This is a genomic window from Rhizobium sp. S163 (assembly GCF_030380805.1).
In the GTDB taxonomy this organism is placed as follows: domain Bacteria; phylum Pseudomonadota; class Alphaproteobacteria; order Rhizobiales; family Rhizobiaceae; genus Rhizobium.
This window is the reverse complement of the sequence record NZ_JAUDSA010000014.1, coordinates 341265-355034: the sequence shown is the minus strand read 5'-3', so window position 1 is coordinate 355034 and position 13770 is coordinate 341265. Positions and strand designations below refer to the sequence as shown.

Annotated in this window: 13 protein-coding genes; 5 read left to right on the top strand and 8 right to left on the bottom strand. The window is 59.9% G+C overall.

Translation table 11 applies throughout. The features are described from left to right. Together QTL96_RS14535 and QTL96_RS14530 are read left to right on the top strand one after the other, a co-directional pair. A partial coding sequence (locus QTL96_RS14535) for a DUF4082 domain-containing protein (protein WP_289728152.1) occupies positions 1-2518 on the top strand: 2518 nt, incomplete at its 5' end. A gap of 55 nt (positions 2519-2573) precedes the next feature. Next, positions 2574-3794: a GTP-binding protein gene (locus QTL96_RS14530; protein ID WP_289728151.1), complete on the top strand. Its 1221-nt coding sequence runs from the start codon at positions 2574-2576 to the stop codon at positions 3792-3794. Between the two features lie 316 nt (positions 3795-4110). Here QTL96_RS14530 and QTL96_RS14525 read toward each other — a convergent pair whose 3' ends face one another. Then, positions 4111-4314: a cold-shock protein gene (locus QTL96_RS14525; protein WP_018896919.1), complete on the bottom strand. Its 204-nt coding sequence runs from the start codon at positions 4312-4314 to the stop codon at positions 4111-4113. 236 nt (positions 4315-4550) lie between these two features. On the opposite strand from QTL96_RS14525, the gene QTL96_RS14520 reads away from it, so the two are divergent. After that, positions 4551-4847, top strand: a complete 297-nt coding sequence (locus QTL96_RS14520) for a YkgJ family cysteine cluster protein (RefSeq protein WP_112944135.1) — start codon at positions 4551-4553, stop codon at positions 4845-4847. On the opposite strand, the gene solA is transcribed toward QTL96_RS14520, so the two are convergent. The 6 genes from solA to QTL96_RS14490 all read right to left on the bottom strand — a co-directional run bounded on the left by solA (position 4844) and on the right by QTL96_RS14490 (position 10677). Further along, positions 4844-6001 carry an N-methyl-L-tryptophan oxidase gene (gene solA, locus QTL96_RS14515; protein WP_289728150.1) on the bottom strand — a complete coding sequence of 386 codons (1158 nt, stop codon included), beginning with the start codon at positions 5999-6001 and terminating at the stop codon, positions 4844-4846. The two genes, QTL96_RS14520 and solA, sit on opposite strands and share 4 nt — an antisense overlap. Positions 6002-6011: 10 nt before the next feature. Further along, entirely contained in the window at positions 6012-7502 is a 1491-nt protein-coding gene (gene hutH / locus QTL96_RS14510; RefSeq protein ID WP_289728149.1) for a histidine ammonia-lyase, read from the bottom strand. Then, positions 7499-8275 (bottom strand): ATP-binding cassette domain-containing protein, encoded by a 777-nt coding sequence (locus tag QTL96_RS14505; RefSeq protein WP_289728148.1) that lies wholly within the window; start codon positions 8273-8275, stop codon positions 7499-7501. The genes hutH and QTL96_RS14505 overlap by 4 nt, the downstream gene beginning before the upstream one ends. A 27-nt stretch (positions 8276-8302) precedes the next feature. Continuing rightward, entirely contained in the window at positions 8303-9007 is a 705-nt protein-coding gene (locus tag QTL96_RS14500; protein ID WP_289728147.1) for an ABC transporter permease subunit, read from the bottom strand. Positions 9008-9017: 10 nt separating this feature from the next. Further along, positions 9018-9743 (bottom strand): ABC transporter permease subunit, encoded by a 726-nt coding sequence (locus QTL96_RS14495; RefSeq protein ID WP_113012167.1) that lies wholly within the window; start codon positions 9741-9743, stop codon positions 9018-9020. 91 nt (positions 9744-9834) lie between these two features. Further along, a complete protein-coding gene (locus QTL96_RS14490) occupies positions 9835-10677 on the bottom strand; it encodes a transporter substrate-binding domain-containing protein (RefSeq protein ID WP_289728146.1) in 843 nt (280 codons plus the stop codon). A gap of 188 nt (positions 10678-10865) precedes the next feature. On the opposite strand from QTL96_RS14490, the gene hutC reads away from it, so the two are divergent. Then, positions 10866-11621: a histidine utilization repressor gene (gene hutC / locus QTL96_RS14485; protein ID WP_289728145.1), complete on the top strand. Its 756-nt coding sequence runs from the start codon at positions 10866-10868 to the stop codon at positions 11619-11621. A 304-nt stretch (positions 11622-11925) separates the two neighbouring features. Here hutC and QTL96_RS14480 read toward each other — a convergent pair whose 3' ends face one another. Then, entirely contained in the window at positions 11926-12528 is a 603-nt protein-coding gene (locus tag QTL96_RS14480) for an outer membrane beta-barrel protein (RefSeq protein ID WP_112944134.1), read from the bottom strand. Between the two features lie 341 nt (positions 12529-12869). On the opposite strand from QTL96_RS14480, the gene QTL96_RS14475 reads away from it, so the two are divergent. Then, positions 12870-13757 carry a DUF6030 family protein gene (locus tag QTL96_RS14475; RefSeq protein WP_289728144.1) on the top strand — a complete coding sequence of 296 codons (888 nt, stop codon included), beginning with the start codon at positions 12870-12872 and terminating at the stop codon, positions 13755-13757. Positions 13758-13770: the final 13 nt, after the last annotated feature.

Genomic DNA, 13770 nt, shown 5'->3' with positions numbered 1-13770 from the left:
TTCGGCGCTGCCGTCCTGGCTGAGCTTCAATGCGGCAACGCGCACCTTCAGTGGTACGCCGACGGCATCAGGCACGACCAGCGTGCGGGTGACTGCCACCGATCTCGGCGGTCTGGCTACCAGCGAGACTTTCAACATCGCGGCTACGACGGCACCGACCACCTACAGCCTGTTTACCGCATCCAGCACGCCGGCGCAGACCAACCTCAATGATGGGGCACAGCTCGAGCTTGGGGTAAAGTTCCAGTTGAATGTCGCTGGCACGATCACCGGCATCAAGTTCTATCGCAGTGCCAATGACAACGGTCAGAACGTCGTCGATCTCTGGAGTTCGACAGGCACGAAGCTTGCCACGGCGACCTACTCCGGAACCACCGGAAGCGGCTGGCAGACGGTGAACTTCACGACCGCCGTCTCCATCTCGGCCAACACCACCTATATTGCCTCATATCACACAACTGGCACTTATGTGGCGACCGGCAATTACTTCACAAACGCGGTGACCAGCGGCCCCCTGACGGCTCTGTCCAACTCGACGGCCGGCGGCAATGGCGTCTACGCCTATGGCGGATCCGCTGCAGCGGGTATCTTCCCGAATGCCACCTACGGCTCGTCCAACTACTGGGTCGACGTCGTGTTCAACACGGGTTCGGCGCCGGCGAACACAGCGCCGACGGCGGTTGCCGATACGGGTGACGCGACGGAAAAGGGTGGCATCGGCAATGCGTCCGGTGGTCTTGCCGCCACCGGAAACGTGCTCACCAACGATACAGATCCCGATGCAGGTGACACCAAGACCGTCAGCGCGGTGAGCTTCGGTGCGACAGCGGGCACGCTCGGCACGGCACTCAACGGCACCTATGGCAGCCTCGTCTTGAACGCGGCCGGCACCTACACCTATACGATCAACGAAAGCAATGCGGCGGTGCAGGCGCTGCGACTGTCGACGAATACGCTGAGCGAGGTGTTCAACTACACGATGCGCGATACGGCCGGCGCCACGGCCTCCTCGACGCTGACGATCACAATCCACGGCGCCAACGACGCACCGGTTCTGGCGGCGCAGACGGCGGCGCAAAATGCCACCGTTGGCACGGCGTTCTCGCTGGTGCTGCCGGCCAATACCTTTACCGACGTCGATAACGGCGACACGTTGACCTACAGCTCGACCCTCGCTGATGGTTCGGCGCTGCCGTCCTGGCTGAGCTTCAATGCGGCAACGCGCACCTTCAGTGGTACGCCGACGGCATCAGGCACGACCAGCGTGCGGGTGACTGCCACCGATCTTGGCGGTCTGGCTACCAGCGAGACCTTCAACATCGCTGTGTCGGTTCCCGGCAATACGACGCCGACGGCAGTTGCCGATACGGGTGACGCGACGGAAAAGGGCGGCATCGGCAATGCGTCCGGTGGTCTTGCTGCTACCGGAAACGTGCTCACCAACGATACAGATCCCGATGCAGGTGACACCAAGACGGTTAGCGCGGTGAGCTTCGGTGCGACAGCGGGCACGCTCGGCACGGCACTCAACGGCACTTATGGCAGCCTCGTCTTGAACGCTGCCGGCACCTACACCTACACGATCAACGAAAACAGCGCGGCGGTTCAGGCGCTGCGGCTGTCGACCAATACGTTGAGCGAGGTCTTCAACTACACGATGCGCGATGCGGCCGGAGCCACGGCCTCCTCGACGCTGACGATCACCATCCATGGCGCCAATGATGCACCGGTTCTGGCGGCGCAGACGGCGGCGCAAAATGCCACCGTTGGCACGGCGTTCTCGCTGGTGCTGCCGGCCAATACCTTTACCGACATCGATAACGGCGACACGTTGACCTACAGCTCGACCCTCGCTGATGGTTCGGCGCTGCCGTCCTGGCTGAGCTTCAATGCGGCAACGCGCACGTTCAGTGGTACGCCGACGGCATCAGGCACGACCAGCGTGCGGGTGACTGCCACCGACCTCGGCGGTCTGGCTACCAGCGAGACTTTCAACATCGCGGCTACGACGGCACCGACCACCTACAGCCTGTTTACCGCATCCAGCACGCCGGCGCAGACCAACCTCAATGATGGGGCACAGCTCGAGCTTGGGGTAAAGTTCCAGTCGAATGTCGCTGGCACGATCACCGGCATCAAGTTCTATCGCAGTGCCAATGACAACGGTCAGAACGTCGTCGATCTCTGGAGTTCGACAGGCACGAAGCTTGCCACGGCGACCTACTCCGGAACCACCGGAAGCGGCTGGCAGACGGTGAATTTTGCAACAGAGGTTTCGATCGCAGCCAATACGACTTACATCGCGGCCTACCATACCACTGGTGCCTATGTTGCGAGCGATGGCTTCTTCGCCAACTCTGTTAGCAATGGGCCGCTGAGCGCGCTGTCTAGCGCCTTGGCGGGCGGCAACGGCGTCTATGCCTATGGTGGATCTGCGACGTCAGGCATCTTCCCGAACGCAACCTACGATTCGGCGAACTACTGGGCCGACGTTGTCTTCAAGCCACTGGCAGCATAGGGCGGAATATGGGCGATCAAGCGAGGCATAGACAAAGACGATGCTGGACAGGGTGATGGCAGCCTCGCCTGAGCGGAGCCAGGAAAGCGCGCAAGGCGAGATCAGGAAACTGCCTGTGACGGTGCTGGCCGGGTTTCTTGGTGCGGGCAAAACAACGCTCCTGACGCATGTTTTGACAAACCGCGACGGGCTGCGCGTTGCTGTGATTGTCAACGACATGAGCGACGTCAATATCGATGCCAGCCTGATCCGAAACAGCGGCTGCAACCTTTCGCACACGACCGAGACCCTGATCGAACTCAGCAATGGGTGTATCTGTTGCACCTTGCGCGACGATTTGCTGACGGAGGTGCGGCAATTGGCGCAGGGCGGACGCTATGACTATCTGCTGATCGAAGGGACCGGTATCGCCGAGCCACGACCGATCGCGGCTACATTCTCGTTTCGCGACGAGAACGGCTTTTCGCTGTCTGATTTCGCGACGCTCGATACGATGGTGACCGTTGTCGATGCCGCCAATCTTCTCAACGAGTACAGCCGCGCGGATCTTCTGAGTGACCGCGGGCTTCAGCGGGACAATGAGGATACGCGCACGCTGGTCGATCTCCTTGTGGACCAGATCGAATTCGCCGACGTCGTGGTGATCAACAAGATCGCCGATGCAAGTGAAGACCAGAGGGCTGATGTGCGCAAGGTGGTGGCTGCGCTCAACCCGCAGGCGCGCCAGATAGAGGTGGATTACGGCCGGCTGCCGCTCAACTCCATCCTCAACACGGGGCTTTTCGATGAGGAGAAGGCAGCGGAGAACCCGCTTTGGTACAAAGAGCTGTATCAGCCGGAGACGCATGTTCCGGAGACCGAGGAGTATGGGGTCAAGAGTTTCGTCTACCGGGCCAGACGGCCTTTCGATCCCGGCAGGCTCGTCGCCTTTCTCGATGCCCCATGGCCTGGCGTCGTTCGCGCCAAAGGCCATTTCTGGCTCGCGACACGCCCGCTTCATGTTGGGCTTATGTCGGCCGCGGGGATACAGCGAAGGTGCGAACCCATGGGGTTCTGGTGGGCTACCGTTCCGCGTGAGGATTGGCCCGAGCACCCGCAATTCCAGGAGCAGATGCGAAGCCAATGGGACGACGCCTGGGGCGATCGGCGGCAGGAGCTGGTCTTCATCGGTGTCGATATGGACGAAAGCGGTATCCGCTCGGCGCTCGACGGCTGTCTCGCCAGTGCCAATCCACATGATTGGTCGGAGCTCGAAGACCCGTTTCCGGCCTGGTGATCGAGGTTGCTCGACGAGCTGCTCTCAGCAAGTAGGCTGGGGGTCTTATCTGAACAAAAAAGTTAATGGGGAATAAAACTAGACCGACGTCTGCTGCGTATTTGTTCCCAGAATGGCATGAAATTGCGTGGAGCAGCAGTTGCGTTTTTTAATAATGGTCCTCGGTATACTTACGTTATTCGCTTGGATTGTGACTTTCTATCTCACCTCTTTTTATCATTAGTGGCAGCTTGGCGCGCAGCTCCAGGCGTTGCAATGGCGGAGAGGTGGTCTAGCCCGCTGCGCGCGGCGGCCGGCTAGACCTTCAAACGCTCAATCAGAGGATGGAGACGTTCTCAGCCTTCGACTTGCCGGTCTTGCGGTCCTGGCCAAGATCGAAGCTGACCTTGTCGCCTTCGCGAAGCGATGCGCCGCGTGGCAGGGCCGTGATGTGAACGAAAACGTCGGTTCCGCCGTTCTCTGGCGTGATGAAACCGAAGCCCTTGTCCTCGTTGAAGAATTTTACAGTACCCTCAGGCATGGATATTCCCTTTTAAGTGTTTTGCTTGCAATGGCGAGGCGAACCTATAGTGCTGTGACGCGTCCTTCAACTACCAGCATGCGTGGAAGTCACCTGATTTGTAGGAAAGATGGATTTCGGCCGGTGGATTGGCTGCTGTGGGGAGCGATTTGGCGGGTGAAAGGCGCCAGTCGTGCCAAAATCGACAAAGTCGCGGTGCATCCTGGGGTCAATAATCTCTAAAAAAGAAAGCGACGATGATCATTCCAGCCGATTTCGACTGCCAGACTTGCGGTGCCTGCTGTTCGTATTCGTCGAGCTGGCCGCGATTTTCGACCGAGCCGGACGCCGATCTCGATCGCTTGCCCGCCCGCTTCGTTGCAGATGACCAATCGGGTATGCGCTGCCATGACAACCGGTGCTCGGCCCTGGATGGCACTGTTGGCTCCGGTACATCGTGCCTGGTCTACGAAATCAGGCCACAAGTGTGTCGCGACTGCCTTCCCGGCGACGCCGAATGTCTTGAGGCGCGGGCCGCCTATGGCTTTGGCTAGAGGACTGTTCTACCCAGATACCGCCGCATGGCATCGAAGGAAAAAGCGCCAATCGGAAGCTTGCTGCCGCCGTCAAGTGCGAGATCGGCAAGGATTTCGCCGACCACGCTCGTAAACTTGAAGCCGTGCCCCGAGCAGGGTGAGGCAACAACGATTTTGGAGCTGGTTGGCGCGAGGTCGAGCAGGAAATCCTCGCTCGGCAGCATCGTGTAGCGGCATGTGGTGGCGTTGGCGCGCAGGCCGGCCGCGGCCGGCAGACGCTTGCCGATAAAGCCGTCTAGCAAGGAGGTGTCTGTATCGTTGACCGGCGGGTTCGGCTGGTTCGGGTCGATCGGCTCGCGGAAATGCGCATGTCGGCCAACTTTGACGCCGTCCCGGCCGATGGCGGGAAAGCCGAAATAGGATCCTTCGTCACCCTCATCGCGCAGGAAGCATGGCATGCGTCGGGGTTGCGTGACGAAGCTATCGCGTGGCTGGTACCATGCGACGACCTGGCGGATAGGAACGGCATGCTCTCGCAGCTCCGGCACAAGTTCCGAAATCCACGATCCGGTGGCGACAATCACCTTGCGTGAGCGATAGCTTCCTTCGGCTGATCGGATGGTGACGCCTGCATCGTCGTGGTCGATCGATGTCACGCGTTCGCCGAAATGGAGCACGGCGCCGTCATTTGAGGCGAGCTTCAGGTAGCCCGTGACTGCTGCCTCCGGACGCAAATAACCGCCTTGTGGATCAAGAATGGCGACTTCACCCTGATCTAGCTGAAAAACCGGAAAGCGGCGGGCTGTCTCGTCGCGATCTAGCACCTCATGCGCCAGGCCATGCATGGCGCAGGAAGCTCGCGTTCCGCTGACGATCTTGCTATCTGGAAATCCGATCTGCAGGACGCCCGTTATCTCGAGCACATTCTCCCGCAGTCTCGCCTCGAGTGCGCGCCAGTTTTGATAGGCGCGTTGTAGAAGGGGCACATAGGAGGGATCTTCGAAGTAGCCGAGGCGGATCAAACGGCTGTCGCCATGTGATGAGCCAAGGGCATGCGCGGGTTGATACGCGTCGATGCCAATCACCTTTACACCGCGTGCGGCCAGGAAAGCTGCGGCCGCACTCCCCATGGCGCCAAGCCCGACAATGGCAACATCATATTGAGCAGTCATGGTTATTCCTTCAGGCGACAGGCGGTGGCATGTGCCGGATCAGCGCCCGCACCTGCTCCATATCGAGCGATAGCGCCCGGTCGTCGGCATAGTGGGAGACGACCTTTCGAACGGCGGCGTGGATCATGTTGGTGCCGATGCTGCGCCGCGCCGTTGACGACACAAGATCATGCGCCTGAGCTGCGGCCATCAGTTCGATTGCGAGTATGTATTCAGCGTTGTCGATGATCGACAGAAGCTTGTTTGCGGCCGCGGTCGGGTGGGCAAGAAAATCTTCCTGCAGGCCCGATGTCAGCCCTCCATCCAGTGATGCAGGTGCGGCTAGCCGGCGGTTTTCATTGCTCAGCGCGGCCGCAGTGTACTGCGCGATCATAAAGCCGGAATTGCTTCCGGCATCGCTTGCCAGAAACGAAGGCAGGCCGCTGACCAGGGGGTTGACGAGGCGATCCGTACGCCGCTCGCTCATGGCCGCGACCTGTGCGAGTGCGATACCGAGGCTGTCGGCCGCCTGGCCAAGGGCCGGCGCCACCGCATGTGCTTGCGAGGAAACGACAGGGGCGTCAGGTGTCCCTGCTACTGCGGGGTTGTCGGTGACCGAGGCGAGCTCGCGATCGACAATGGCGCAGGACGTGTCGAACACGTCGCGCGCGGCTCCGTGGGCATGTGGCACGGATCTGAGGCTGAGCGCATCCTGTGTACGCTTACCGTGCGCTGCCTCGATGAGGGCGCTGCCCGCGAGATACCTGCGCAGCCGCTCGCCCACGTCCTGAACGCCCTTCGAATGTCGCAGTGCCAGCACATCCGCATCGAACGCCGCCATCTGGCAACCGACGGCTTCAAGCGTCAGCGCGGCAATGGCGTCCGCCCAATCGAGCAACCGCTCGGCGCGCGAAAGCGCCACGCTCGAAAGGCCGGTCGCGCAAGCGGTGCCATTGACGAGGCTCAAGCCCTCCTTTGCGCCGAGCACGAGCGGAGCAAAATCGAGCGCTGCAAGCGCCTCGCGGCCAGACATCGGTTTCCCACCGAGGCGTGCGCTACCCTCGCCAATGAGTACGAGTGCTGTGTGGGCGTTGTGCGTGAGATAGCCCGCCGACCCCTTGGCGGGCACATCTGGGATGCAGTCCCGCTCAATGAACGCCAAGAGATAGCGCAGGATTTCGGGCCGCACACCCGAATGACCGTGGCTGAAATTGGCGATCTGGGCCGCGATGATGGCGCGTACTTCACGCGGCGCCAGCCGGTCTCCGACCCCGCAGGCATGGCTGAGAACGATGTTGCGCGACAAACGGCTTTGCGACTGGCGATCGACCACTGTATCGGAAAGCGCGCCGACGCCGGTGTTGACGCCATACGCCCGAACGCCGGTCGAAACGATCCGCTCGACGATAAGACAGGCGTTGTGCACCCGTTGCCAGGCGGCATGCGAGAGCGCCAACGTTTCTCCTTCGGCGATACGGGCGATATCCCGCCAGCCAAGGACGCTATCGAGAACGATTGTCATTGGCCGGTTCCGAAGTGGCCGATGAACTGTCGGAATGCCGGTGATCCGCCGCCGCCGAACATTTCGTCCGGTGTGCCGCTGCTATCGACGACACCTTCGCGCATGAACACGACCCGGTTCGAGACGTTTCGGGCAAAGCTCATTTCATGGGTGACGACCAGCATGGTCATGCCCTCTTCGGCAAGTGCGCGCATGACGCGCAGCACCTCGCCGACGAGTTCGGGGTCGAGGGCTGACGTCGGCTCGTCGAACAGCATAACCTTCGGCCTCATGGCGAGTGCGCGGGCGATTGCCGCGCGCTGTTGCTGGCCGCCTGACAGATGGGCCGGATAGGCATGGCGCTTGTCGGCGATGCCGACCTTTTCAAGCAGGGCTTCGGCCTCGGCGATGCACTCGGAACGCGGGCGCTTCAGGACATGCACCGGCCCCTCAATGATGTTCTGCAGGATCGTCATGTGAGACCACAGATTGAAGGACTGGAACACCATGCCGAGTTCGGAGCGGATGTGGTCGACCTGCTTGTGGCTTGCAGGTCTGCTCTTGCCACCCTTGTGGATCATCCGGATCTGTTCGCCGTCGACCCAGATCTCGCCATCGGTCGCGGTTTCCAGCAGGTTGATACAGCGCAGGAATGTCGATTTGCCGGAGCCGGAAGCGCCGAGCAGCGAGATGACGTCGCCATCCTGGGCATCAAGCGAGATGCCGCGCAGGACCTCGTGGATGCCGAAGCTCTTGCGGATGTTGCGGACCGAAAGTCGGGTTACGCCGGGCATGGATGCTCCATTGGTTTGGTTTTGCTCTTATGCCTTCAGCGCGGGCGGCGGCGCGCGGCGATGTCGCGAAAGCGAATACTCAAGCAAGGCCATGGCCTGCAGGATTAGGAAATTCAGGACGAGGTAGATGATGGCTGCACAAAGGAAGACTTCCATCGTCCGGTAGGTCTGCGAAATTAGCCTTTGTGCAACGCCTGTTACTTCCCAGACAGTGACGAGGCTAGCTAGCGCCGTCGATTTCATCATCAATACGATTTCAGTGGAATAGGCGGGAAGGGCATGGCGGAATGCAATCGGTGCCAGAATGCGGCGCACGAGCAGAAAGCCGGACATGCCGATCGAACGGGCCGCTTCGATTTCGCGCGGCGAAACTGCGCGAATGCCGCCTCGGAAAATCTCGGCCGAGTAACCGGCGGTGCACAATGCCAGCGAAAGCACGGCGCAGATGAAGGGTTCGCGCAAGAAAGGCCAGAGGAATGAGTAGCGGATGAAGCCGAACTGGCCGAGGCCGTAGAAAATCAGGAACATCTGGATCAGCAGGGGCGATCCGCGAAAGACGAAGATGTAGCCTTTGGCAAAGGCGGACAGAACCGGGTTTCCGCCAACACGCATCCACACGATCAGCAGCGCAAGGAGGCAACCAGACACAACTGATACCGAAAACAGCGCCAGTGTGGTCGGGACTGCTTTCAAAAGTGTGAGCATGGTTTGAGTGAGAAAGGCGATGTCCATGTGCTTGTCCTTATGCCTTTCCCATTGCCGCCGTCGGCATGCTGCGGTTGGCGCGTCGTTCGGCGCCGTTGAAGACGCGGTCCGACAGGCTGGTCAGGACCAGATAGAGAATTCCGCCGACGATGAAGAAGAGGAAGTACTGTCGCGTCGAGCCCGCTGCGACCTGGCTGGTACGCATCAGCTCGGCAAGGCCGGTAACGGAAATCAGCGCTGAATCCTTCAGGCTCAACTGCCACACATTGCCTATGCCGGGAATGGCGAAGCGAAAGACCTGGGGCATGATGATGCGACGGAAACGCAAGGCGCGATGCATCCCGATCGCCGATGCTGCCTCGAGTTCTCCCTTGGAAATTGCCTGAAATGCACCCCGAAACACTTCGGCTTGATAGGCGCCCGAGATTATGCCGACGGCCAATGCGCCCGCGATAAACGACGGCATGCCGAGGAAGCCATCGTAGCCCATTGCCTTGCCGATCGAGGTGACGGCCGAGGAGCCGCCGAAATAGATCAGGTAGATGATCAAAAGCTCGGGCACCCCGCGAAAAACGGTCGTGTAGATATTGCCGAGCGTGGCGAGCACCAGGTTACCGGACAGTTTCGCCGCAGCGACGATCGTGCCGATCACCGCACCGATCATCAGCGCTGTCGCCGTTACGCACAGGGTGATGAAGGCGGCAAAAAGCAGCAGCGCGCCCCATCCACCAGAGCCGAATCCAATCAGTGACAGTGATGCCATGGCGCGTTCCCCGCGTGCGTCGTTCGATCGACGTTGTCAGACATGCGGTCTCCGGCTGGAGCCGGAGACCGAATTGTGTTTGCCGACGGCTTTATTGCTGCGGGCTGACGTCGACCTTGAACCACTTCATCGAAAGGGTCTTCACGGTACCATCGGCAAGCGCCGACTTGATCGCTTCGCTGAACTTGTCGCGAAGGTCTGTATCGGCCTTGCGGATGCCAAGCCCTTCACCTTCGCCCCAGATCGGTCCGATGATTTCGGGACCGGTAAAGGCGAGTGCGCCGCCAGCCGTTTCAAATGCGCTGTTGAAGTAAACCGCGTCGTCGAAGCCGAGATCGATGCGTCCGTTCTGCAGGTCGAGGTCGCGATCGGCCCCCGTCTTGTACTCGCGGATCTGGGCGATGTCGCCAAAGTTGTCATAGACGAACTTCGCATAGACGGTGGCCGCCTGAATGCCGATCGTCTTGCCCTTGAAGGCTTCCTTGAGCGCGTCGATTTCCTTTACGCCGGTCTGGCCGGGCGTCATCTTGATCGTGGCGCCTGTGCCTGCGGCATTGGCAAGCGGGCTGTCCTTGGCGGTTGCGAAAGCGGCTGGCGTCGCGGCATAGGGTACCGTGAAGTCGATGATCTGCTTACGCTCCTCGGTGATCGAGAGTGCGTCCATGATGACATCGAACTTACCGGCATTCAGCGCCGGGATCATGCCGTCCCAATCCGAGGCCACGAGGGTGCACTCGATCTTGGCGCGTTCGCACAGAACTTTTGCCAGTTCAGGCTCAAAGCCGCCGAGCGTGCCGTCGGCATTGGTCATGTTCCACGGGGCATAGGCGCCTTCGAGCGTGATGGTGGCGGTCTTCCAGTCCTTGGCGCAAACGGGAGCGACCAGGCCGGAAAGCGCAACTGCGCTGGAAAGAAGAATGGCTGCGAGTTTCATAGAGATCTCCTCTGAGGTTATCGATGGCCTTGCGGCTGTTTGATGCCGATCTGTGCCGGCTTGCCTGTCATCCTTTAAAGATGAGGGTGATCAGGTGGTTGTATAGGGTACCATATGTGATAATTTGTGTTATGCAAGAAGAAAGTCGATTGAATGGGCGGATTTCATTCGTGCAAAAGGAATAGGCAATGAAGCATTCCAGCGAGATGAAGCGTGAACTGGCACAGAACGATAGCTCGCCTCTCTATGTCGGTGTCAAGCAGATGATTCTTGACCGTATCCAGAGCGGCGAGTGGCCTCCGAAATTCCGCGTGCCTTCCGAAAATGAACTGGTGACCGATCTCGGCGTCAGCAAGATGACGGCGAACCGCGCGCTACGTGAGCTCGCAGCGGAGGGCGAGCTCGTGCGTATCCAAGGCGTGGGCTCGTTCGTGGCGGAGCGCAAGGGCTATTCACCCCTGTTCGAAGTCCGGAATATCGCCGAGGAGATCGCCGAACGTGGGCATTCGCACGAGGCCTCAGTCATCGTACTCGCTGAAGAACCAGCCTCTCCAGAGACTGCGGACGCACTTGATCTCGACATTGGTGCGCCGGTTTTCCATTCGCTGATCGTTCACAGCGAAAACGGTGTGCCGGTCCAGATAGAGGATCGCTTCGTCAATCCGGCAGCCGCACCTGATTATCTCACTCAAGACTTTTCGTCCCAGACGCCGAATGCCTATCTGGTCGCAGCAGCGCCGCTTAGCGGGTCCGAGCACGTGGTCGAGGCCGCCATGCCGCAGCCCTGGGAGTGCAAACTGCTGACCATCTTGAAAAGCGAACCTTGTCTGACCATTCGGCGCCGCACATGGTCTGGCCGCCAGGTCGTCTCGACAGCCCGGCTCGTCTATCCTGCGCACCGCTACCGCCTGGAAGCGCGAAGCGGCAAGGTGTTCGACGAATAGCTCTTTCTCTTGTGTTGTATATGGTACTCAGGCGAACCGATCAACAAGTGCTCGCAGGCGGCCAGGCCGCGGAAGTGGTCACAGGTCCAAGACGCCCGCGATGAGCCGCGGGCTTAGTCACGGGCATTCCTGCGAAGGCGAAACCGGTTTGGGATTTACACAATAGGCGCCGAGCGGTGGCCGCCAGCAAAGCATCTGACCACGCTTCGCCAGATTGTGCGATCCGGCCCCCCAAAAATCGCAGGAGGCGCCGCAGACGTTCGAGAGGGCGATGGCGCCGCCACCGGCGCCATCGCTGCATTTCTTAGAAGCTGACGTTGAGGCCAGCCTTCAGCGTGTGGTCGTGGACGTTGCCCGTCGTGCCAACACCGTTGGAAAAGGTGCGGACGCTGTTGGTGATCGTGTAGTTGTATTCGACGCGAGCCGAGACGTTCGACGTTAGCTTCTGCTCCACGCCGGCGCCGAGGATGTAGCCTGGCTTCCAACCGTCGGGACCGGCGATGTTGCCGTTGTCGCGGAAGTTGGTCATCGCAAAGCCGGCGGTGCCGTAGACCAGTGTCTGGTCGATCGGTGCGCCGACCTTGCCTTTTGCGCTCAGGCGGTGACGCTCCTTGAGCTTTCCGTCTTCCACTTTTACGCGGCTGTCGCCGAGATAAGAGGCTTCCACTTCACCGCCAACGACTGCGCCGCCGACCATGGTGTTGTAGCCTGCCTGTCCGCCGACGCTAAGACCCTTGTTTCCGGAGAACGGGTTGAGATTGGGGGAGGCCATGCCGCCGTGAACACCGGCATAAGCACCTTCCCATCCGCCTGAGGACGGTTGGTCATAGGAACCGAAATCGGCGCCAAGAACCGGTGAGGCAAGAAGGCAAACGGCAAGGGCTGCCGCGACGTGTTTGATACTCATGATACGCTATACTCCATACGCATTGCTACGCACCGTCTCGCGCGTGAGCATTTACTCTTTGAACCACGTCATTGGGTGCAACGCGCTCGAATGCCGCATTGCCACGATCGTCTTCCTCTAATTTTCATGATTTCATAAATAGTTTCTTAACTTGCTGGCCAATCTCGCGGATGTGATTGGCGGTGTATTGCCGTCGTTGAACCTGCGGGGGATCGTGCTTCCGGATGATTTTTTCGCGTTGCAGTATGAATTCGCGCAGAAGCGATTGCTAATTGAAATGTATTGAACCATTGTGAGTATGAGCTTTAACTTATAATCCAGCCGCGAAGGTGATGGATTTGGTGAGTGATGCATCACAAGAACAGGTAAATGTTCCGTTGCGGAATAATATCCGCAGGTCGGCCTGGTCGATATTCTTCCTCATCCTGCCGTGCCTGCTGGCCGCGGCGCTGTTTGTTGCCGGTCCTGAGCGGTCCGAAGACCTCTTTCGCCATTTCGGAATTCAAATCTTCAATGAGCCGCCACGGCCGCCGATGATTGTCGAGCCGGTCGCGACGCCCACCCCACCGCCGGCGCAACAGGTGAAGATCCCCATTCGCCTGATCAAAGCCCCTGAACCAGAAGTGGCCGCTCAGTTCCTGCGCATGTGGCGGGTGTCCGGGCCGACCGTCTGCAAGGCGTTGCGCGATGCCGGTATCGGGACGAGCGAATGGCGTGCGCCGTCGATGCGCAGCACCAGCCACGAATGCTATTTCCAGCGCATTTATAAAAAGAACGACGTTCGGCCTCTGAACTCGGTATTCCTGAGGGTTAAGGGTAGTTCGAGCGGAGACATCGTGGAAATCAAGGGACGGCTCGTCGGCCCGCCGACGAACGCTGAGGGGCAGCTGGACGTCGGTCATATGAAGATATTCGAGACACTGGTTCGCCAGGCAGGGTGGAGCGATTTTCAAGATGCGCTGGTGCCCATCCGCAGTCTTCGTGATTTCGAACACGAGCGGTTCGGAGCCTATTTCAGCTTCAGGCGCGACACCGAGAGCCAGGACAGCTACAATTTCATGCTTGTCGTTGCCGCCGGTTCAGGGCCGCAAACCCGCACCAAGGCGTACTTCTCGCCGGAGCGGTGGGTCGAGGCGCCGGATCCCGGGATCGCTGAGCTTTCTTTGCCGATGAGCCAGTCAGCATCGAAAAAAGGCGCCGACCACCTGCAGGGCTTGGCGTCCCGCTGATTTTGAGTGGCCG

What these genes read in the sequence shown, in the direction of transcription:
- QTL96_RS14530 (WP_289728151.1), top strand. Translation starts at nt 2,574, where the DNA reads ATGGCAGCCTCGCCTGAGCGGAGCCAGGAAAGCGCGCAAGGCGAGATC.
- QTL96_RS14525 (WP_018896919.1), bottom strand. Translation starts at nt 4,314, where the DNA reads ATGCCTGAGGGTACTGTAAAATTCTTCAACGAGGACAAGGGCTTCGGT.
- QTL96_RS14520 (WP_112944135.1), top strand. Translation starts at nt 4,551, where the DNA reads ATGATCATTCCAGCCGATTTCGACTGCCAGACTTGCGGTGCCTGCTGT.
- solA (WP_289728150.1), bottom strand. Translation starts at nt 6,001, where the DNA reads ATGACTGCTCAATATGATGTTGCCATTGTCGGGCTTGGCGCCATGGGG.
- hutH (WP_289728149.1), bottom strand. Translation starts at nt 7,502, where the DNA reads ATGACAATCGTTCTCGATAGCGTCCTTGGCTGGCGGGATATCGCCCGT.
- QTL96_RS14505 (WP_289728148.1), bottom strand. Translation starts at nt 8,275, where the DNA reads ATGCCCGGCGTAACCCGACTTTCGGTCCGCAACATCCGCAAGAGCTTC.
- QTL96_RS14500 (WP_289728147.1), bottom strand. Translation starts at nt 9,007, where the DNA reads ATGGACATCGCCTTTCTCACTCAAACCATGCTCACACTTTTGAAAGCA.
- QTL96_RS14495 (WP_113012167.1), bottom strand. Translation starts at nt 9,743, where the DNA reads ATGGCATCACTGTCACTGATTGGATTCGGCTCTGGTGGATGGGGCGCG.
- QTL96_RS14490 (WP_289728146.1), bottom strand. Translation starts at nt 10,677, where the DNA reads ATGAAACTCGCAGCCATTCTTCTTTCCAGCGCAGTTGCGCTTTCCGGC.
- hutC (WP_289728145.1), top strand. Translation starts at nt 10,866, where the DNA reads ATGAAGCATTCCAGCGAGATGAAGCGTGAACTGGCACAGAACGATAGC.
- QTL96_RS14480 (WP_112944134.1), bottom strand. Translation starts at nt 12,528, where the DNA reads ATGAGTATCAAACACGTCGCGGCAGCCCTTGCCGTTTGCCTTCTTGCC.